19 protein-coding genes are annotated in these 20,328 nt (G+C 72.8%); 10 read left to right on the forward strand and 9 right to left on the reverse strand.

Annotated features, from left to right (window positions below; all coding sequences use genetic code 11):
• Positions 1 to 2 precede the first annotated feature (2 nt).
• A complete protein-coding gene (locus BLW86_RS22600) occupies positions 3 to 377 on the reverse strand; it encodes a type II toxin-antitoxin system VapC family toxin (RefSeq protein WP_093875724.1) in 375 nt (124 codons plus the stop codon).
• Entirely contained in the window at positions 374 to 640 is a 267-nt protein-coding gene (locus tag BLW86_RS22605) for a type II toxin-antitoxin system Phd/YefM family antitoxin (protein ID WP_093875725.1), read from the reverse strand. Before BLW86_RS22605 ends, BLW86_RS22600 begins: the two co-directional genes overlap by 4 nt.
• 244 nt (positions 641 to 884) lie before the next feature.
• Here BLW86_RS22605 and mfd point away from each other — a divergent pair, with 244 nt between their 5' ends.
• Positions 885 to 4,415 carry a transcription-repair coupling factor gene (gene mfd, locus BLW86_RS22610; protein ID WP_093875726.1) on the forward strand — a complete coding sequence of 1,177 codons (3,531 nt, stop codon included), beginning with the start codon at positions 885 to 887 and terminating at the stop codon, positions 4,413 to 4,415.
• Positions 4,416 to 4,459: 44 nt separating this feature from the next.
• Here mfd and BLW86_RS22615 read toward each other — a convergent pair whose 3' ends face one another.
• A complete protein-coding gene (locus BLW86_RS22615) occupies positions 4,460 to 5,728 on the reverse strand; it encodes an SGNH/GDSL hydrolase family protein (RefSeq protein WP_093875727.1) in 1,269 nt (422 codons plus the stop codon).
• A gap of 28 nt (positions 5,729 to 5,756) precedes the next feature.
• On the reverse strand, positions 5,757 to 6,359 hold the full coding sequence (locus tag BLW86_RS22620; protein ID WP_093875728.1) for a TetR/AcrR family transcriptional regulator: 603 nt from the start codon (positions 6,357 to 6,359) through the stop codon (positions 5,757 to 5,759).
• Between the two features lie 120 nt (positions 6,360 to 6,479).
• Here BLW86_RS22620 and BLW86_RS22625 point away from each other — a divergent pair, with 120 nt between their 5' ends.
• The 3 genes from BLW86_RS22625 (at position 6,480) to BLW86_RS22635 (ending at position 8,983) form a co-directional block, all read left to right on the forward strand.
• Positions 6,480 to 7,319, forward strand: coding sequence for an SCO6745 family protein (locus tag BLW86_RS22625; protein ID WP_093875729.1), 840 nt, complete (start codon positions 6,480 to 6,482; stop codon positions 7,317 to 7,319).
• Between the two features lie 179 nt (positions 7,320 to 7,498).
• Positions 7,499 to 8,176, forward strand: coding sequence for an HNH endonuclease family protein (locus tag BLW86_RS22630; protein ID WP_177181728.1), 678 nt, complete (start codon positions 7,499 to 7,501; stop codon positions 8,174 to 8,176).
• Between the two features lie 60 nt (positions 8,177 to 8,236).
• The gene (locus BLW86_RS22635) at positions 8,237 to 8,983 is read left to right on the forward strand and encodes an N-acetyltransferase (protein WP_093875730.1); all 747 of its coding nucleotides are present in this window, start codon (positions 8,237 to 8,239) and stop codon (positions 8,981 to 8,983) included.
• Positions 8,984 to 9,047: 64 nt separating this feature from the next.
• Here BLW86_RS22635 and BLW86_RS22640 read toward each other — a convergent pair whose 3' ends face one another.
• The gene (locus tag BLW86_RS22640) at positions 9,048 to 9,791 is read right to left on the reverse strand and encodes a hypothetical protein (RefSeq protein ID WP_093875731.1); all 744 of its coding nucleotides are present in this window, start codon (positions 9,789 to 9,791) and stop codon (positions 9,048 to 9,050) included.
• Positions 9,792 to 9,882: 91 nt separating this feature from the next.
• On the reverse strand, positions 9,883 to 10,671 hold the full coding sequence (locus BLW86_RS22645) for a DUF4190 domain-containing protein (protein WP_093875732.1): 789 nt from the start codon (positions 10,669 to 10,671) through the stop codon (positions 9,883 to 9,885).
• Between the two features lie 269 nt (positions 10,672 to 10,940).
• On the opposite strand from BLW86_RS22645, the gene BLW86_RS22650 reads away from it, so the two are divergent.
• From BLW86_RS22650 to BLW86_RS22675, 6 genes are all read left to right on the forward strand, one after another.
• Entirely contained in the window at positions 10,941 to 12,998 is a 2,058-nt protein-coding gene (locus BLW86_RS22650; protein ID WP_093878812.1) for an N-6 DNA methylase, read from the forward strand.
• 114 nt (positions 12,999 to 13,112) lie between these two features.
• On the forward strand, positions 13,113 to 13,700 hold the full coding sequence (locus BLW86_RS43805; protein WP_093875733.1) for a hypothetical protein: 588 nt from the start codon (positions 13,113 to 13,115) through the stop codon (positions 13,698 to 13,700).
• Positions 13,697 to 15,268 (forward strand): serine/threonine-protein kinase, encoded by a 1,572-nt coding sequence (locus tag BLW86_RS22660; protein ID WP_093875734.1) that lies wholly within the window; start codon positions 13,697 to 13,699, stop codon positions 15,266 to 15,268. The genes BLW86_RS43805 and BLW86_RS22660 overlap by 4 nt, the downstream gene beginning before the upstream one ends.
• Before the next feature lie 176 nt (positions 15,269 to 15,444).
• Entirely contained in the window at positions 15,445 to 15,837 is a 393-nt protein-coding gene (locus BLW86_RS22665; protein WP_093875735.1) for an LppU/SCO3897 family protein, read from the forward strand.
• A 164-nt stretch (positions 15,838 to 16,001) separates the two neighbouring features.
• On the forward strand, positions 16,002 to 18,152 hold the full coding sequence (gene helR / locus BLW86_RS22670) for an RNA polymerase recycling motor ATPase HelR (RefSeq protein ID WP_093875736.1): 2,151 nt from the start codon (positions 16,002 to 16,004) through the stop codon (positions 18,150 to 18,152).
• Positions 18,153 to 18,215: 63 nt separating this feature from the next.
• The gene (locus tag BLW86_RS22675) at positions 18,216 to 18,650 is read left to right on the forward strand and encodes a VOC family protein (protein ID WP_093875737.1); all 435 of its coding nucleotides are present in this window, start codon (positions 18,216 to 18,218) and stop codon (positions 18,648 to 18,650) included.
• Between the two features lie 44 nt (positions 18,651 to 18,694).
• Here BLW86_RS22675 and BLW86_RS22680 read toward each other — a convergent pair whose 3' ends face one another.
• From BLW86_RS22680 to BLW86_RS22690, 3 genes are read right to left on the reverse strand one after another with little or no spacing between them, the layout of a single operon-like run.
• Positions 18,695 to 19,303, reverse strand: coding sequence for a GNAT family N-acetyltransferase (locus BLW86_RS22680; protein ID WP_093875738.1), 609 nt, complete (start codon positions 19,301 to 19,303; stop codon positions 18,695 to 18,697).
• A 59-nt stretch (positions 19,304 to 19,362) separates the two neighbouring features.
• Complete coding sequence (locus BLW86_RS22685; protein ID WP_093875739.1) at positions 19,363 to 19,941, reverse strand: HAAS signaling domain-containing protein; 579 nt, start codon at positions 19,939 to 19,941, stop codon at positions 19,363 to 19,365.
• On the reverse strand, positions 19,938 to 20,309 hold the full coding sequence (locus tag BLW86_RS22690) for a PadR family transcriptional regulator (protein ID WP_093875740.1): 372 nt from the start codon (positions 20,307 to 20,309) through the stop codon (positions 19,938 to 19,940). The genes BLW86_RS22685 and BLW86_RS22690 overlap by 4 nt, the downstream gene beginning before the upstream one ends.
• Positions 20,310 to 20,328 lie beyond the last annotated feature (19 nt).

Consider the following 20,328-nt stretch of genomic DNA (forward strand, 5'->3'; position numbering starts at 1 on the left):
GCTCAGACGGTCAGTACGGGCACGTCGTAGAGCGGGATGTTCTTGTCCCGGGTGACCAGGGTCAGTCCCTCGGTCCGGGCCTGCGCGATCAGTATCCGGTCGAAGGGGTCGCGGTGGTGGGCCGGGAGCTGTCCGGCGCGGACACCGTGCAGTCCGGTGATCGGGAGCGGCGTGAGCTGGCAGGTGCGGGCCAGTTCGGGCAGCTCGGGCGGGCCGTCCAGCTTGCCGAGGGCTTGCTTGACGGCGAGTTCCCAGGGAGTGACGGCACTGACGTACGCGTGCTCCTCCGTGTCGAGCAGGTCCTTGATGTCGTCGGAGAGCTGCGGGGAGTCGAGCAGCCACCAGATGACGACGTGCGTGTCGACGAGCAGTTTCACTCGGCAGTGCCCTCCTCGTGGAGTCCGAAGGCCTCGGCGAAGCCGGGATCGTCGGAGATGTCGTCGAAGTCGTCGTGGAACACGACGGGTTCCTTGAGGGAGCCTCGGGCCGTCCGCCGGACCTTCCCCCGGAGGGGGACCACCTTCGCGACCGGTTCGCCGGACTTGCTGATGATCACCTCCTCGCCGGTGGCGACCACTTCCAGGATCTTGGAGAAGTGGGTCTTCGCCTCGTGGACGTTGTACTGCCGGGCTGCTTCCATCGCGGCCTCTCACAGCTCAGGGGAGCAAGGTGGACTAAGTGCAAGACTAAGGCTAGTCGTACGGGCGGTCCGGGGGCCAGGCGCTTCACCCTCCCGAGTGGCCCCTTTCCTTCGGGCGAGTGACAGCGGCACGTCGTAGGCTGGGCGCACCGGGCCGTACGCGCCCGGGACCACCCGGCCCGTTCGACGTGTCGGGCTGTTCGCGTTGCCCGCCCCCGTCGTCCGAACCCGGGATGGAAGCTCCATGAGCCTGCACGGTCTGCTCGATGTCGTCGTCAAGGACGCCGCCCTCGCCGAGGCGGTGAAGGCCGCCGCCGACGGGAACCGCCCGCACGTGGACCTGGTCGGTCCGGCGGCCGCGCGGCCGTTCGCCGTGGCGGCGCTCGCCCGGGACTCGGGGCGGCCGGTGCTCGCGGTGACCGCGACCGGCCGGGAGGCCGAGGACCTCGCCGCCGCGCTGCGGTCCCTGCTCGACCCGGACACGGTCGTCGAGTACCCCTCCTGGGAGACCCTGCCGCACGAGCGGCTCTCTCCCCGTTCCGACACCGTCGGACGTCGGCTCGCCGTGCTGCGGCGGCTTGCGCACCCCCGGGACGACGACCCCGCCGCCGGTCCCGTCTCCGTCGTCGTCGCGCCCGTCCGGTCCGTGCTCCAGCCGCAGGTCAAGGGGCTCGGGGACCTTGAGCCCGTGGCGTTGCGGAGTGGGCAGACCGCCGATCTGAACGAGGTCGTCGAGGGGCTCGCCGCCGCCGCGTACTCCCGCGTCGAGCTCGTCGAGAAGCGCGGCGAGTTCGCGGTGCGCGGCGGCATCCTGGACGTCTTCCCGCCGACCGAGGAGCACCCGCTCCGGATCGAGTTCTGGGGCGACGACGTCGAGGAGATCCGGTACTTCAAGGTCGCCGACCAGCGGTCCCTGGAAGTCGCAGAGCACGGGCTGTGGGCGCCGCCCTGCCGGGAACTGCTGTTGACGGACGAGGTGCGCGAGCGGGCCGCCGCGCTCGCCGTCGAGCACCCCGAGCTGGGCGAGCTGCTGGGCAGGATCGCCGAGGGGATCGCGGTGGAGGGCATGGAGTCCCTCGCGCCGGTCCTCGTCGACGACATGGAGCTGCTGCTCGACGTGCTGCCCAAGGGGTCGATGGCCGTGGTCTGCGATCCCGAGCGGGTCCGGACCCGGGCCGCCGACCTCGTCGCCACCAGCCAGGAGTTCCTCCAGGCCTCCTGGGCCGCCACCGCCGGCGGTGGCGAGGCGCCCATCGACGTCGGCGCGGCCTCGCTGTGGGGGATCGCGGACGTACGGGACCGGGCGAGCGAGCTCGGCATGGCCTGGTGGTCGGTGTCGCCGTTCGCGGCGGACGAGATCGTGTCGGGGGACACCCTGACGCTCGGCATGCACGCCCCCGAGTCGTACCGCGGCGACACCGCCCGCGCGCTCGCCGACACCAAGGGCTGGCTGGCCGACGGCTGGCGGACGGTGTACGTGACGGAGGCGCACGGTCCGGCGTCCCGTACGGTCGAGGTCCTCGGCGGCGAGGGCATCGCCGCCCGCCTCGACGCGGACCTCGCGGAGATCTCGCCGTCCGTGGTGCACGTGGCGTGCGGCTCCATCGACTACGGCTTCGTCGACCCGGCGCTCAAGCTGGCCGTGCTCACCGAGACCGACCTGTCGGGGCAGAAGGCGGCCGGCAAGGACGGGCAGCGGATGCCCGCCAAGCGCCGCAAGACGATCGACCCGCTGACCCTGGAGGTCGGCGACTACATCGTGCACGAGCAGCACGGTGTCGGCCGCTACATCGAGATGGTGCAGCGGACCGTGCAGGGCGCGACCCGGGAGTACCTCCTCGTCGAGTACGCGCCCGCGAAGCGCGGCCAGCCCGGCGACCGTCTCTACATCCCGACCGACCAGCTGGAGCAGGTCACCAAGTACGTGGGCGGCGAGGCGCCGACCCTGCACCGGCTCGGCGGCGCGGACTGGACGAAGACGAAGCAGCGCGCGAAGAAGGCCGTCAAGGAGATCGCGGCCGACCTGATCAAGCTGTACAGCGCCCGCATGGCGGCGCCCGGCCATGCCTTCGCCCCGGACACACCCTGGCAGCGGGAGCTGGAGGACGCCTTCCCGTACGCGGAGACGCCCGACCAGCTGTCCACCATCGCCGAGGTGAAGGAGGACATGGAGAAGACCGTCCCCATGGACCGCCTGATCTGCGGCGACGTCGGCTACGGCAAGACGGAGATCGCGGTGCGGGCGGCCTTCAAGGCCGTCCAGGACGGCAAGCAGGTCGCGGTCCTCGTCCCGACGACGCTGCTTGTGCAGCAGCACTTCGGCACGTTCAGCGAGCGGTACTCGCAGTTCCCGGTGAAGGTGCGGGCGCTGTCCCGGTTCCAGTCGGAGACCGAGTCGAAGGCGACGATGGAGGGGCTGCGGGAGGGCTCGGTCGACGTCGTCATCGGCACCCACCGCCTCTTCTCCTCCGAGACGAAGTTCAAGGACCTGGGCCTGGTCATCGTCGACGAGGAGCAGCGCTTCGGCGTCGAGCACAAGGAGCAGCTGAAGAAGCTCCGGGCGAACGTCGACGTCCTGACGATGTCGGCCACCCCGATCCCGCGCACGCTGGAGATGGCGGTGACCGGCATCCGCGAGATGTCGACGATCACCACCCCGCCGGAGGAGCGGCACCCGGTCCTCACCTTCGTCGGGCCGTACGAGGAGAAGCAGATCGGCGCCGCGATCCGGCGTGAACTCCTGCGCGAGGGCCAGGTCTTCTACATCCACAACCGGGTGGACTCGATCGACCGGGCGGCCGCCCGGCTGCGCGAGATCGTCCCGGAGGCGCGGATCGCGACGGCCCACGGCCAGATGTCGGAGCAGGCCCTGGAGCAGGTCGTGGTCGACTTCTGGGAGAAGAAGTTCGACGTGCTCGTCTCGACGACCATCGTCGAGTCCGGCATCGACATCTCCAACGCCAACACCCTGATCGTCGAGCGCGGCGACAACTTCGGGTTGTCGCAGCTCCACCAGCTGCGCGGCCGTGTCGGCCGTGGCCGCGAGCGGGGCTACGCCTACTTCCTGTACCCGCCGGAGAAGCCGCTCACGGAGACCGCGCACGAGCGGCTCGCGACGATCGCCCAGCACACCGAGATGGGCGCCGGCATGTACGTCGCCATGAAGGACCTGGAGATCCGCGGCGCGGGCAACCTGCTGGGCGGCGAGCAGTCCGGTCACATCGCGGGCGTCGGCTTCGACCTGTACGTACGGATGGTCGGCGAGGCGGTCGCCGACTACCGGGCGCAGATGGAGGGCGGGGCGGAGGAGGAGGCACCGCTGGAGGTGAAGATCGAGCTCCCGGTCGACGCCCACATGCCGCACGACTACGCGCCGGGCGAGCGGCTGCGGCTCCAGGCGTACCGCTCGATCGCCTCGGCGAACTCGGAGGAGGACATCAGGGCCGTGCGCGAGGAGCTCACCGACCGGTACGGCAAGCTCCCCGAGCCGGTGGAGAACCTGCTGCTCGTGGCGGGCCTGCGGATGCTGGCGCGCGCGTGCGGGGTGGGCGAGATCGTCCTCCAGGGCTCCAACATCCGCTTCGCGCCCGTGGAGTTGCGCGAGTCGCAGGAGCTGCGGCTGAAGCGCCTCCACCCGCGCACGGTCATCAAGCCGGCCGTCCACCAGATCCTGGTGCCGCGCCCGACGAGCGGCAAGATCGGCGGGAAGCCGGTGGTGGGCCGTGAACTCCTGGCGTGGACGGGCGAGTTCCTGACGACGATCCTCGGAGGCTGAGCCCGTGGTGCGGCGCCCCTGCCCGGGGCGCCGCACCGTGGCCGCTACAGCTCTTCGAGGTCCAGTGCCCCGGCCATCGCCGTGTAGCCCGCGTCGCCCGGGTGGATGTGGTCGCCGGAGTCGTACGCGGGGAGGATGCGGTCCGGGTCGGCAGGGTCGGCGACGGCGCGGTCGAAGTCGACGACGGCGTCGTACGCGCCCGAGGTGCGGACCCAGGTGTTGAAGGCCTCCCGCTTGGCCTCGTTGACGGGGGTGTCGTAGAAGGAGCCCTTGATCGGGGTGAGGGTGGCGCCGACGACCTTCAGGCCGTGGGCGTGGGCCTGCCGTATGAGGGTGCGGTGGCCCTCGATCAGCTGGTTCACCGACACCTCGGGGGTCGGTCCGCCCGGGAAGGCCGGACCGCTGCCGCCGATGTCGTTGATGCCCTCCAGGAGGATCACCGTGCCCACGCCCTTCTCGGTGAGCACGTCCTTCCGGAACCGGGCCACGGCCTTCTCGCCCGCCCAGGTGGTGTCGTTGACGACCTCGTTGCCGCTGATGCCGTGGTTGAGGACGGCGCGGGTCCGGCCGGTGGCGGCGAGGCGCTCCGCGAGCTCGTCCGGGTAGCGGTTGTCGGCGTCCGCCGTCGAGCCGAGGCCGTCGGTGATGGAGTCGCCGAAGGTGACGATGCCGTCGCGGCGGGCGGTGTCGCGGCCGCCGGTGACCTCGACGCCGGAGAGGAAGTACCAGGAGGTGCTGGTCTCCCGGAAGGCGCCGCCGGAGAGGTCGGCGCGGTGGTCGCCCTCGGCGCGGTAGCTGGTGGCCGAGGAGAAGGAGTGGAAGGTCGCCGGGCCGGTCGGGTCCGCGAGGTAGAGGGTGACGGTCAGCTGCTCGAAGGCCTCGACGGGGAGGTTCACGGCGTCGCTGAGGAGGGTCTCGCCGGCCGGGATCGTCACGGACGGGCGGTGGTCGAAGCGGAGCGTGCGCACGGAGCCGGGCTCGACCGCGCTTCCGGTGGCGGTACGGGCGACGGTCGCGCCGGTGATCCGCAGCGGGCCGGTGCCGTAACGGTTCGTCAGCTCGATGCGGGTCCGGGTGCCGGCGGCGGTGACGCGGACGACCTGGCGAACCGTCTGGTTGTCGAAGCCCTGCTGCGACCAGTTGGGGCCGAACGGCGCGGTCGCCGACTGCGGGGACGCGGCCCAGGCGCCGCGCCAGACCGGGCCGTGGGCGCCGTGGTGGCCGGTGTCGGCGAGGGCGGTGGGGGCCAGGGCGAGGGTGCCGGTGGTGAGGAGGGCGAGGGCGGCGCGGCGGAGGGTGTTCGAGGGTCGCATGCTTTCGTCAATTACGGGCTGGTGCGGGCTATTCCCCGACCGGGGGCGGGAGTTGGGCCGTGAAGAGCAGGCCGGCGAGCGAACGGAAGTACTCCTCGGGGTCCCGGTCGCCGATCGCCGCCGTCACGTTGTGGGTGAGGAGCAGCGTCGCGAAGCCGTGGGCGAGCGACCAGGCGGCGATGCCGGCCTGTCGGGCGTCGGGGACGTCCGGCAGGTCCGCGACGCCCGCGCGGAGTTCGGCGGAGGCACGTTCCTTGGCGGCGAGGAGGTCCGGGTCGTCGGCGCGCAGCAGCTCGGGCCGGAACATGACCTGGAAGTGCGCGGGGTGGGCGACGGCGAACCGGACGTAGCGCACGCCGCGTTCGCGCAGCGCGGGGGTGCCGGCCAGGGCCTCCGCGAGAAGGCCGTACCCCTGGGCGGCGATGGCCGTGAGCAGTCCGGTGCGGTCCTTGAAGTGGTGGGCGGGGGCGGCGTGCGAGACGCCCGCGCGGCGGGCGAGGTCGCGCAGGCTCAGTGCCCCCGGCCCCTCGGCGGCGATCACGTCGAGTGCGGCGGTGAGGACTGCCTGCCGCAGGTCGCCGTGGTGGTAGGCGCTCCTGCTCGCGCTTTTCGTGTCGTGGTCGCTCGTCATGGCAGCAGCCTAGCCGCAATCTAGGCATTGACAAGTTCGACGGGCGGGCGCAATCTTGTCAGTGTCAAGTTAGTGGCGATGTGAAGGAGCACCCCCGTGGAGACCGCTCGCGTACGTCAGATGTGGCACCTGATCGAACCGCTGCACGCCGTGCTCTACTACGCCCCCGAGGCCTTCGACGAGGCGGGCGCCCTCGGCTACGAGACGGCCGACCGCTGGCCCTCCTACTTCGCCTGGCGCGCCGCCGCCCTCGGCCCCGTCGGACCGGTCCGCGTCGCCTCCGCCTTCTACGGCTTCAGCCCCGAGAAGGTCGCCCGGCACGTCCCCGCCGCCTGGGAGGTCGCCGCCCCCGCCGACGTGCTCGCCGCCCGGCTCCGCGCCGTCGACCGGACCTACCGGTCCGTCCTCGGCGAGGACGTCGTCGCGAGCCCCGAACTCGCCGAGGCCGCGGCCCTCGCCCGCCGCGCCGCCGGGGCGGCCGGCCTCGAAGGCCGCCCGCTCGCCGCCGCCCACGCCGAACTGCCCTGGCCCGACGCCCCGCACCTCGTCCTGTGGCAGGCGGCGACGATCCTGCGCGAGCACCGGGGCGACGGCCACATCGCCGCCCTGGTCGCCGCCGGCCTCGACCCGGCCGAGTCCCTCGTCTCCTTCGCGGCCGTCGGGGCCGCGCCGGAACCGGTCTTCGAGAGCCGGGGCTGGAGCGCGGACGAGTGGAACGCCGCGCGCGAGCGCCTGACGGCCCGGGGACTCCTGGACGCGGACGGCGTCGCCACGGACGAGGGCCGCGCCCTGCGCGCGGAGGTGGAACGGCGTACGGACGAACTGGCCGCCGGACCGTGGGACGCCCTCGGCCCCGAGGACACCGCCCGGCTCGCCGACCTCCTGGGCGGCCCCTGGCTCACCGTCGTCGGCTCCGGCCTGCTGCCCTCCGAGAACACCCTCGGCATCGGCAAGGTGTGACCCGGGGTCCTCGGTCCGAAGACGTGCCCCGGGGCCCTCGGTCCGAAGCTGTGACCCGAGGCCTCGGTCGAAGACGTGACGCGAGGCCTCGGTCCGAAGACGTGATCCGAGGCCCTCGGTCCGTCCGGTCCGGGGCCATCGGGACGAAGCGGGCGAGACCCCCGACCTAGGATTCCAGGGTGCTGACGTACCGAAGGACCCTCGCCGCCTCGACGCTCGCCGTCTCCGTCCTCCTCTCCGCCGCCTGCTCGCCCGGGACCGGCACCCCGGGAGACACCGGCGGCGGGTCCGCCGCGCCGGGGACGGCGCTCGCCGCCGTGGACACCCTCACGGTCAAGGGCCGCGCCCCGAAGACCGGTTACGAGCGGGAGAAGTTCGGCCGCGCCTGGGTGGACGTCGACGGCAACGGCTGCGGCACCCGTGACGACGTGCTCAAGCGGGACCTGACCGGCGTCCGCTTCACGGACGGCCACTGCAAGGTCGCCTCCGGCACCCTCACCGACGACCCGTACACCGGCACCACCGTCCGCTACGTCCGGGGCCGCTCCAAGGTCGACATCGACCATGTCGTCGCGCTCTCCGACGCCTGGCAGAAGGGGGCGCAGACGTGGGACGGCGAGACCCGGCGCCGCTTCGCCAACGACCCGCTCAACCTCCTCGCCGTGGACGCCGCGACCAACCGCCGCAAGTCCGACGGCGACGCCGCCACCTGGCTGCCGCCGAACCGGGCGTACCGCTGCGCGTACGTGGCCCGGCAGATCGCGGTGAAGAAGAAGTACGGGGTGTGGGTGACGGCGGGGGAGCGGGACGCGATGAAGAGGGTCCTCGACACCTGCCCGCAGCAGAGGCTCCCGTAGCGCCGGGCTGCCACGAAAAAACGTTTGGGCAGTCGGCCGGCCGATCTTTAGCCTGGCCGCATGGACCTGAACGTCACCACCCTCGCCGAACGTCCCGAGCTCGAAGGGGCGATGTGGTCCATGAAGGACCTGTGGCCCGAGTTCATGATGTACGACCCGGTCGGCTGGGCCAACATGGGCCGGATCGTCCGGGAGTTCCCGGAGTACGTGCTCGTCGCCACCGACGCCGGGGGCGCGGTCGTCGCCCGCGGCTTCAGCGTGCCCTTCCGGCTCGACGCGGAGGGTCGCCGCGAGCTGCCCGCCCGGGGCTGGGACGAGGTCCTCAACTGGGCCTTCTCCGACCTGCGGCACGGCCGGGAGGCCGACACCGTGAGCGCGATCGAGATCACCGTCCACCTCGACCACCTCGGCAAGGGCCTCTCGCACCGGATGCTCGCCGCCATGCGGGAGAACGCCGGCAGGCGGGGCTTCGCCGAGCTGGTCGCCCCGGTCCGGCCCAACGGCAAGCACCTGGAGGCCGAGGCCTCCATCCACGAGTACGCCTTCCGCACGCGTGAGGCCGACGGCCTGCCGCACGACCCGTGGCTCCGCGTCCACGTGCGCGCGGGCGGTGTCATCGAGTCCGTGGCCCCGGCCTCGATGACGGTCTCCGGCTCCGTCGAGCAGTGGCGGAAGTGGACGGGCCTCCCCTTCGACACGGACGGCCCGGTCGAGGTCCAGGGCGCGCTGGTCCCGGTCCACTGCCAGGCCACGCGCGGCTACGCGGTGTACGTGGAGCCCAACGTGTGGGTCCGTCACCGGATCTGATCCGTCCGACGTACGCGTGAGAGGGCCGTTCCCCCCCGGCTGACGGCCCTCCCACGCGTATCGGTCAGTCGGTCCTGACGACGTCCTTCGCCGCCGGGGCCTTCGCCACGACCGGCTTCCCGTAGTGCGAGAAGGTGATCGTCCCCGGCTCCTCGCCGCCCTTCGTGACGATCTTCAGGACGTACGGGGTGCCCTGCGTGGCCACGTAGACCGTGCTGGCCTCGCCGCCGTCACCCGGCTCCGTCAGGGCCAGCGCCTTCTGGCCGCCGACGGTGGTCTCCGCGCCCTTCACGATCCCGCTCGCACCCTGCTCGAACCCGCCGAGCAGCTTCTTCAGGTCGCAGAGCTCCAGCATGCCCTGGTTGTCGGGGTCGGAGACGGGGCCCTTCATCCAGCGGCCCTTGAGCTCCTTGACCATCGCGTCCTGCGCCTCCGGCCCGTCCTCCTTGACCTGCTCGCGCAGGAAGGCCTCGTCGAAGCGCATGTACACGTTCTTGTCGTCCGGCTTGATCAGTTCGACCGTGCTGGCCGCGCCCATGGTCAGCGTGCCGGTGCACCGCCCCTGGGCGTCGAGGGACAGGTAGGCCTTGAGCGGCTCGACGGGTCCCTGCTCGTCGACGTCCACGCTCATGGACTTCGCGGTCCTCGTCGCCGCGAAGGCCTTGTCGACGATCTGCGAACCGCTCAGCTCCCCGAAGGGCCCGGCCGGCTTCGCGTCGTTCGAGAACGGGCCGCAGGCGGTGGCGCCGAGGGCGAAGGCGGCGCACAGGAGGGCCGTGACGGCGGTGCGGCGGGGGGCGGCATGCATGGTGGTGTCTCCGAGAGGGGTCGTACGGGGGGTGGGGCCCCGAAGGGCCCCGGTCCTTGTGGTGCGCGGTGTGGTGCGTGTCCGGCCCGGGTCAGCCGATCTTCAGCTCCCACTGCGAGGCGTCGTAGGTGAAGCCGGGGTTGACCTCGACGGTCAGGTTCTTGGCGTCCTTGGGGGCGTCGAAGGCGGCGGTGATGGTGGCCTTCTTGCCGGGCATGATGGTGCCTTCGAAGCCCGAGCCGACCTTGTTGTCGAAGATCTCCTCGGCCGCGACGCCGTTCTTGCCGGCGGTGGCGCTCAGGCTGACGAGGGCGGTGTCGAACTTCTCCTTGCCCTTGTTCTCGATGACGACGGTGACCTGGTAGGCCTTGTTGCCCTTGGTGTGGCCCGCCGCGTACTCGTCGGGGGAGTACGGCTTGGGGTCCGAGACCGTGACCGTGAGGTCGTCGTCGTAGACCGAGCTGTCCCCGTCCTCCAGGCCCTGGCCCTTCTTGTCGGCCTTGCCGGCGTCGCCCGCCGGGGCCTTGCTCGTCGGGTCCTTCGGGGCGGTGTCCTTGATGGACTTGTCGATCTCGTCGACCGCGTCCTTGACGGCCGTGAACGTGATGACCGCGCCGACGACCGAGAGGATCAGCGCCGCGAGGCCCAGGATCGCGCCGGTGAGGGCCACTCCCTTGTTGTTCGCCTCGCCGCGCTTCGCGCGGCCCTTGCCGACGAGGCCCAGGATCAGCGCGATCAGGCCGAGGATGCCGGCCAGCCAGAAGAAGAGCGGGATGAGCCCGGAGAGCGTGCCGATGATGCCGAGGATCAGGGCCGCGGTGCCGAGGCCGTTGCGCATGACCCGCGGGGCGGCGGGCGGGACCTGGGTGTCGTACGACATGGGTGTGTCCTCCCGGACGGAGACGATGTCTGGTGCGATGGGTCAATCACAGCAGAGCCTGTGAACCGAGTCAACACGGTTCACGAAAAACAGGTCGACTCACACTGTGAAGTGGTGCGCCGCGTGTTCGTCGCTAGGATTGGTGACACAGCCAGAACGGCGAGCCAGGGGAGTTGGGTCACGTGCCGGAGAACGCAGCAGAGGCGGGTGCGGAGCGGGCAGGCGCCGGAGCGGAAGCGACCGGGGCCCCGGAGACCGGTGCCGCGGAGGTGACCGCCGCCGGGATCGCCCGGCTCGCCGGGGTCGGCCGGGCCGCCGTCAGCAACTGGCGCCGCCGCCACCCCGACTTCCCCAAGCCCGTCGGCGGGACGGAGACGAGTCCGTCCTTCGCCCTCGCGGACGTCGAGCGATGGCTCCGCGACCAGGGCAAGCTGGCCGAGGTCCCGCTCAAGGAGCGCGTCTGGCAGCAGATCGCGGGCCATCCGGCCGGGGCCGTCACCGCCCTCGTCCACGCGGGCTGCGCCCTCCTCCTCGTACGGGACCGGTCCGCGGCCTGGCCCACGCTCGCCGAGCTCCCCGACGAGCGGCTCGCCGAGGTGCTGCCCGTCGCCCTGGAGGAGACGCTCACCGAGCGGCTCGGCCCGGAGCGGGCCGTCCTCACCCCCACCTCGCCCGCCCTCGCCGCCTCCCTCCCGCTCCTGCGCGGGGCCGCCGAGCTCGCGGCCGAGACCGGCGTCCGCGCGGCCTTCGAGTTCCTGCTCGGCCGTCACCTCGACGCCAACCCCCGGCAGTACACGCTCACCCCGCCCGGCCCCGCCGCCCTCATGGCGGCGCTCGCGGCGGCCCCGAAGACGGGACACGACGGCGTCCCGCTCACCGTCCTCGACCCCGCCTCCGGGACCGGCGGCCTGCTGAGCGCGGTCGAGAACCCCGGCGCCGTCTGCGGCCAGGACGCCGACCACGACCTCGCCGCGCTGACCGCCCTGCGCCTGGCCCTCGCCACCGACGCCGACATCCGCGTCCGGTCCGGCGACAGCCTGCGCGCCGACGCCTTCCCGACGCTGGCGGCGGACGCCGTCCTGTGCCACCCGCCCTTCAACGAGCGGAACTGGGGCCACGACGAACTGGCCTACGACCCGCGCTGGGAGTACGGCTTCCCGGCCCGTACGGAGTCCGAACTCGCCTGGGTCCAGCACGCCCTGGCGCACCTGCGCCCCGGCGGCACCGCCGTCCTCCTCATGCCGCCCGCCGCCGCCTCCCGCCGCTCCGGCCGCCGCATCCGGGCCGACCTGCTCCGCCGGGGCGCCCTGCGCGCGGTCGTCGCCCTCCCGGCCGGCGCCGCGCCGCCGTACGGCATCCCGCTCCACCTCTGGGTGCTGCGCAAGCCCGTCCAGGGCGAGCGGTCCGCCGCCGAACTCCTCCTCGTCGACGCCGCGGCCGAGCAGACCGGGCAGGGCCGGGAGGGCCGCGACCGGCTCGACTGGCCGGCCGTCCACTCCGCCGTCATGGACGCCTGGACGCCCTTCGACCGGGACGGCACCCTCGTCGGGACCCCGGGCGCGAGCCGTTCCGTGCCGGTCATCGAGCTCCTCGACGACGACGTCGACCTCGCCCCCGCCCGGCACCTCCCGCCGGCCGCCGCCGCCGAGGGTGCCGTCCAGCTGGCCGGGGTCCGCGAGCGGCTGACCGAGACGCTGCACCGGACCCGCGAACTGACCCCGCCGCCCGTGACCGACCCGGCCTCCGGCACCGCCGGGCTCGGCCGCCCCATGACCACCGTCGGCGAACTCGCCCGCGCAGGGGCCCTGTCCCTGCGCGCGGGCGGCGTCGGCACGGCCCCCGCCTCCGCCCCGGTCGCCGTCCTCACCGACCACGACGTGCTCGCCGCCCAGCCGCCCTCCGGGACGCTGCCCGACGGCCCGCCCGAGGAGCCGGTCCTCCTCGCCGCCGGGGACATCGTCGTCCCCGTCCTCGGCGGCGGCGCGGCCGTCCGGGTCGTCGACGCCGTCGCCGAGGGCGCCGCGCTCGGCCGCAACCTCCAGCTGCTCCGCCCCGATCCGGCGGCCCTCGACCCCTGGTTCCTGGCCGGTTTCCTCCGGGCCACCGCCAACACCCGGCAGGCCAGCAGCTACGCCTCCACCGCGACCCGGCTCGACGTGCGCCGCCTCCAGCTGCCGCGCCTGCCCCTGGCCGAACAGCGCCGGTTCGGGGAGCGGTTCCGGGCGCTCGCCGAGTTCGAGGAGTCGCTGCGCCTGACCGCGCGCCTCGGCGACCAGCTGGTCCAGGGCCTGTACGACGGCCTGGCGGACGGCACCGTCGCTCCCTGAGGCCGTCCCGCTTCGGATCGCTTCGACAACGGTTCCGGGTATCCCGGAACCGTTGTCCGCATGGGTGTATACGCTCGTCTCCGCACCCCGATCCGTCCGAGCAGGAGCAGCAGGATGTACGGCCCCCCGCAGGCCCCGCAGGTTCCGCAGCCGTCGAAGAGCCCCGCCTCCGGTGGCCGGATCGCGCTGCTCGTCCTCTTCTCCGCCCTCGCGCTGCTCAGCTGCGGTTTCCTGGCCTGGGCGCCGATGCTGCGGCTCGCGATCGTCACCCGCAGGGCGCTGGACTGGGTGCTGTTCGGCGTGACGTTCCTGCTGGCGGCGGGCCTTTTCACGTACGCGGGCGTCACCGGCGACCAGGAGCCCACCACCGCGGAGTCCCTCATCGCCGTCGGCATCATGGTGGTCCTGGTGGCGGGCTCCCTCACGTACTACCTGGTGACCGAGATCCGCCGCCTGGACCGGCCCGGCCTCGCGGCTCCCGCGCTCCGCCCGCCGGGGTACGACCCGAGTGCCGCCGTCACGGTCCCGAGCCCGGGCGGGAACCCGAACCCGTACGCCCGCCCGGTCGCCGTGCCCCCGGCCGTCCAGCCGCCCGCCGGGCACGGGCCGCGCATCGACCAGGTCCGCGCCGAGCTCGACGAACTGAGCGACCTGCTCAGGAAGGACCCCGGGCACACCGGGGAAGGCGAAGGCGGCAGGTGAACGGGCGGGTCATCGGCGGGCGTTACGAGCTCGCCACTGTCATCGGCCAGGGCGGGATGGGCCAGGTCTGGACGGCGTACGACGGACGCCTCGACCGCCGGGTGGCGGTGAAGCTGCTCCGGCCGGCCACCATGACGGGCCCCGCCACCGCCGCGGAGGAGCTGCGGCGCCGCTTCGTGCGCGAGTGCCGGGTGACCGCGCAGGTCGACCACCCCGGCCTGGTGACCGTGCACGACGCGGGCAGCGACGGCGACGACCTCTACCTCGTCATGCAGTACGTGGAGGGCGCGGACCTCGCCGACCACCTCGCCGAGCACGACCCGTACCCCTGGGAGTGGGCGGTCAGCGTCGCCGCCCAGCTGTGCGCGGTGCTCGCCGCCGTGCACGCGGTGCCGATCGTGCACCGCGACCTCAAGCCGCGGAACGTGATGATCCGCCCGGACGGCACCGTGACCGTCCTCGACCTGGGCGTCGCCTCCGTCCTGGACACCGACACCACCCGGCTCACGCAGACCGGTTCGCCCATCGGCAGTCCGGCGTACATGGCGCCGGAGCAGGCCATGGGCGGCGCCGTCGGCCCGTCCACCGACCTGTACGCGCTGGGGGTGCTGCTCCACGAACTCCTCAGCGGGAACGTGCCGTTCGCGGGCTCCACCGCGCTCGGCGTGCTGCACCGGCACCTGTACGAGCCGCCCGCACCGCTCCGGCAGCTGCGGCCCGAGATCCCCGAGGCGCTCGAAGCGCTGGTCCTGCGGCTGCTCGCCAAGGACCCGCAGGCCCGGCCGTCCGGCGCGCACGAGGCGTACGAGCACCTGCTGCCGCTGCTTCCGGCGCGCGGTGCCCCGACGGGGCCGATGGACCCGACGCGGCCGTTCCTGCGCCCGCACGCGCCCTGGCCGGAGCGCGCGACGGCGAGGGCCGTGGCGGTCCCGCCGGTCCCGGTGGCGCCTCCGCGCCCGCGGGCCGATCCCCGTACCGACCCCCGGGTGTACGGGAGCGGGTCGCAGCCCGCGCGTCCCGACGTGGCCGCGGCCGTCGACGAGGTGAAGCGGCTGCTCGCGGAGGGTTCGCTGACCCAGGCCGTGGACATGCTCGGCGCCATCCTGCCCGCGGCGGCGGCCGAGCACGGCGAACGGTCGCCGGTCGTCCGGATCCTGCGCAAGCAGTACGCGTCGACGCTCATGGACGACGGCCAGTACCGGCGCGCGCTGCCGGAGCTGCGCCGGCTCGCGGAGGACCGCGGCGCGGAGGCGGGCCCGACGGACCCGCAGTTCCTGCAGTTCCGCTACGACGCGGCCCTCTGCCTGGAGCAGCTGGGGGAGACGGCCGCCGCGCTCGGGGAGTTCCGCGCGGTCCTGCCGTACTACGAGCGGGACCCGGCGCGGGCCTTCGACATCCGGCAGCGGATCGGGCTGCTGCTCCTGGCGGCGGGCGAGCACGCGGCCGGCCAGGAGGAGCTCCAGCGGCTGCTGTTCGACGCGGAGCGCGCCTACGGCCCGTACCACCCGCTTCCGGTGGAGCTGCGGCGGGCGCTCGACCACCAGCGGCAGCTGGGGCGGCGGCCCTGAGGGGGCCTGGAGGTGGCCCCGGGGGGTCCTGGCGGTGGCCCGGTCGTGACCCTGACGAGGCGACAGGATCACGACTCGGCAACTGATTGCGCAGTGGATCTTCATGATCCTTTTTGCCGGTTTTGGCGCATGTAACGTTCGCGTCTGATCATGTCCGCGTCCCCAAGGAATCCCACATGACGACGCCGTCCGCTCCCTTCACCCCCGAGCAGCAGCCCGCCGCCCCCGCCCCGGCGAAGAAGGGCTCCGCGCTCCTCAAGAAGGTCGGCGGCTTCGTCGTCCTCCTCGCCGTCGGCCTCGCGGTGAAGCTGGGCATTCCGTACCTCACGGGCGACACCCCGGTGCACGCCAAGGCCGGCGAGTGCGTCACGGTCAGCGGCCCCGACAACGACCCCAAGGTCGACACCGTCGACTGCTCCTCCGGCAAGGCCGACCTCTTCAAGGTCGTCAAGGTCATCGACAACACCTTCGACGTGAACCAGTGCGGCGACGAGCTCTCCGCGCTCGCGCAGCAGTGGGACGAGGACAAGTTCGTCCTCTGCCTGGACGAGGTCGCCCCGAAGAAGTAGTCGCGCTCCTCGCGGGAACGCGAAGGGCCGGAACCCGATGGGTTCCGGCCCTTTCCGCTATCTCAACGTATAGCGCACAGGGGGCCTTGCGGCAAGGCCCCCCTCGTGGCGCAGAATCACCCCTCGAAGCAAATCAGATGCTGTGAAAACGGGGTATTAGCCACATGACGTCCCTTACTGCCGGTGTGTTCGACCTCTCCGGCAACCTGTCTCCCAAGGCCGACCCGGCGCTCATCGCCGCGGACGAGCAGCACTTCGCGGCCATCGCGCGGTGCCTCGACGAGACGATCGCCGAACTGTCGGCGCGCCTCGACGCCGAGCGGAAGGCGCCCGGCGGGATCGGCCGGGAGGCGATGGACCGGGACGCGGAGATCCACCGGCTCTCCGGCCGCCTGCGGACGCTGCGCCGCTTCGGCCTGGACCTCTGCCTGGGCCGCGTGGTCGCGGCGGACGACCCCGAGCCCCTCTACGTCGGGCGGCTCGGCCTCACCGACAGCACCGGCCGCCGACTGCTCGTCGACTGGCGCTCCCCTGCCGCCGAGCCGTTCTTCGCGGCCACGCACGCCACCCCCATGGGCCTGGCGAGCCGCCGCCGCTACCGCTGGTCCGGCGGCCGGATCACGGACTACTGGGACGAGGTCTTCACCGCCGAGGGCCTCGAAGGGCACGCCGCGCTCGACGACCAGTCCGCCTTCATCGCCAGCCTGGGCGGCAACCGCTCGTCCCGCATGAGGGACGTGCTCGCCACCATCCAGTCCGACCAGGACGCCATCATCCGCGCCGGCTCGCGCGGCGCCCTCGTCGTCGACGGCGGCCCCGGCACCGGAAAGACGGTCGTCGCCCTGCACCGCACCGCGCACCTCCTCTACTCCGACCCGCGCCTCGGGCACCGCCGGGGCGGCGTGCTCTTCGTCGGCCCGCACCAGCCCTACCTGAACTACGTCGCCGACGTCCTGCCGAGCCTCGGCGAGGAGGGCGTACGGACCTGCACCGTGCGCGACCTGGTCGCCGAGGGCGCGAAGGCGACGGCCGAGACCGACCCGGAGGTGGCCCGCCTGAAGTCCTCGCGGGACATGGTCACGGCCATCGAGAAGGCCGTCGCGTTCTACGAGGAGCCGCCCACCGAGGGCATGACCGTTTCCACCCACTGGTCGGACATCCGGCTGACCGCCGCCGACTGGGCGGAGGCCTTCGACGCGGCGGAGCCGGGGACCCCGCACAACGAGGCCCGCGAGCAGATCTGGGAGCACCTGGTCTCCCTCCTGTTCGACAAGTACGACGGCGAGGAGATCCCGGAGGAGCAGTTCCGGAAGTCGCTGCGCCAGGACCGGGAGCTGACCGGCGCCCTCCACGGCGCCTGGCCGATGCTGGAGGCGGCCGACCTCGTCGGCGACCTGTGGACGGTCCCCGCGTACCTGCGGATGTGCGCGCCCTGGCTGACCCCCGACGAGGTGAAGCGGCTGCGGCGCGCGGACGCCCAGGCGTGGACGGTCTCGGACCTGCCGCTCCTGGACGCGGCCCGGCAGCGGCTCGGCGACCCGGCGACGGCCCGGCTGAAGGTCCGGCGCGCGGCCACCGTCGCCGCCGAACGCGAGCGCATGGCAGGCGTCATCGACAGCATCGTCGCGGCCGACGCCGACGGCGAGGGCGCGGTCACGATGCTGCGGGGCGAGGACCTCCGGAACAGCCTGATCGACGAGGACGCCCTGCCGACCGCCGAACAGGAGCCGCTCGACGGCCCGTTCGCACACATCGTGGTGGACGAGGCGCAGGAACTGACCGACGCGGAATGGCAGATGCTGCTCCTGCGCTGCCCGTCGAAGAGCTTCACGATCGTCGGCGACCGCGCCCAGGCCCGGCACGGCTTCACCGAGTCGTGGCGGGAGCGCCTGGAGCGGGCCGGCTTCGACCGCATCGAGACGACGTCCCTGAGCATCAACTACCGCACGCCGGAGGAGGTCATGGCGGAGGCCGAGCCGGTCATCCGCGCCGCGCTCCCGGACGCCAACGTGCCGACGTCCATCCGCAGCAACGGCATCCCGGTCGCCCACGCCCCGGTCACCGACCTGGAGGAGATCCTCGACGCCTGGCTCGCGGAGAACGCCGAGGGCGTCGCCTGCGTCATCGGCGCCCCGACGTTCGAGGAGCGCCCCCGCGTCCGCTCGCTCACCCCGTCGCTCTCGAAGGGCCTGGAGTTCGACCTGGTCGTCCTCGTCGACCCGGACTCCTTCGGCGAGGGCATCGAGGGCGCGGTCGACCGCTACGTGGCGATGACCCGCGCGACCCGGCAGCTGGTGATCCTGACGAGCGCCTGACCGTGCGAGGCGGCCCCCGAAAAGGAAATGTGCGGGGGAAGAGCTCCTTGCTACGGTGGCCGGATGGCATCGATCAAGGAATTCCAGGTCACCATCGACTGCGCGCGGCCCGTGCGCCTCGCCGCCTTCTGGTGCGAGGTCCTGGGGTACGTCCTGCCTCCGGCCCCGGAGGGGTTCGCCACCTGGGGGGAGTACGACCGTTCGACGCCGCCCGAGGAGCAGGACACCTACTTCGCGTGCACCGACCCGTCGGGCAAAAGCCCGCGCCTGCTCTTCCAGCGCGTCCCCGAGGGCAAGGTCGTCAAGAACCGGGTGCACCTCGACGTGCGGGCCGGCACCGGGCTGGTGGGCGAGGAGCGCCTCGCGGTGCTGGAGGCCGAGTGCGCGCGACTGGTCGAGCTCGGCGCGACCCACCTGAAGACGCTGTACGCGGACGAGGAGAACGAGTCCTGCATCAACATGCAGGACATCGAGGGCAACGAGTTCTGCCTCGACTGAGCACGCACCGGAGGCCCCGCCCGCGGGGCCTCCGGTGAACGGCGTCAGGCGCCCTGCGGGTCGCGCTTCATGGACCACAGCACGGGGCCGCCGCCCGGCAGGGAGAACTCCTCGCGGACCCTGAAGCCGAAGTGCTCGTACACCGGCAGGTTGTCCGGCTTGGAGGACTCCAGATAGACCGGCAGGCCCGCCGCGTCGGCCTTGGCGAGGCCCGAGCGGAGCAGGGCCGAGCCGTGGCCCTGGCCCCGGGCGGCGGGGCCGGCGCCGATGACGGCGAGGTACCAGTGGGGTTCGGTCGGGCCGTGCTCGGCGGCGGCCATGACGGCCTCCTGGAAGGCCGGGGCGCGGTCGCCGAGGATCTCCACGAGCTCCTGGATGGTCTCCGCGTCGGGGACGGCCTTGTCCGCGCCCTCGGGCGACACCCAGAAGGCGGCGGCCGACTCGGTCCGCTCGCAGACGCCGTGGAGGCCGTACTGCCGGGTGAAGAGGGTCGTGAAGTAGCGGCCGAGGCCCGCCTCGCGGGTGGCGGCGTCGGGGAAGAACCAGCGCATCATCGGGTCGTCGCCGAAGGCGGAGGCCAGGGTGAGGCCGACCGTGCGAGCGTCGTCGATCGTGGCCGTTTTCGGTATGTTCGCCAGGGTCATACGGGTCATTCTGCACCCGTGATGATCTTGGTCGGGCAGGGGGTGGCCCCTGCCCCTTCCGGGCCTGCTCAGGCGGCCTGCGCCGGGGCCCGGAGCAGGCGGACCGCCGCCGTCGCGGGCAGGGCGATGCTCACGGCGAGAAGGACGAGCAGCTCCACTATGCCGAGGCGGGCGGCCAGGAGGAGCATGGCGAGACCGACCGTGACCGGCGCCGCGAGGGTCAGGGCGGTCGCGATCGCCTTCGTCCGCCGCTGCCACGCGGTGGACGTCCACAGCAGGGCGAGGCCCAGGACGAGGGCGGCCAGGCCGGCGAAGGGGGAGGTGAGCGCGGCGATGCCGCTCACGCCGAGCAGGACGGCCGTGAGGACGCTCCGCGACCGGGGTTGGGGCGAGGGTGAAGGTGCGGCGGGCGTGGTGACGGCCTCCGGCTCCTCCTCGCGTGCGGCCGCGACGATGGCGGAGGGGCTGCCGAGCCGTTCGAGCGCCGTGCGGACGGCCTCCGGGTCCTGCTCCTCCCCGACGGCGACCGCGAGGTGTTCGCGCAGGTCGGCGAGGAGTTCCTCGCGGCGCCCTGCGGGCAGGAAGGAAGCCTCCCGCTCGATCGTGGCCAGGTAGTCGGTCACGAGGGGGTGTTCGGTGCCGGTCATGCGGAGCCTCCGTGGGGTGCGGTCAGGAAGTGGTCGACGCCGTCGCGGAAGCGCGGCCAGCTCTCGGCGAACTCGGTGAGCGCGGTCCTGCCGGGCGCGGTGAGCGTGTAGTAGCGGCGGGCGGGCCCGGTGGCCGACTCGCGCAGCTCGGTGTCGACGAGCCCGTCGCGGCGAAGCCGGGACAGCAAGGGGTAGATCGTGCCCTGGCTGGTGGTCATGACGCTGACGGCGGCCAGCTCGTCGAGGATCTCGACGCCGTAGCGCGGGCCGTCGCGCAGCAGGGCCAGGACGCAGTACTCCAGTACGCCCTTGCGCAGCTGACTGGCGACCTTTCCGGCCGCCTCTGATCTTGCTTCGCCAGGAACCATGCAATGCAAGATACCTCCG

This window comes from Streptomyces sp. TLI_105, from assembly GCF_900105415.1.
Lineage (GTDB): Bacteria > Actinomycetota > Actinomycetes > Streptomycetales > Streptomycetaceae > Streptomyces.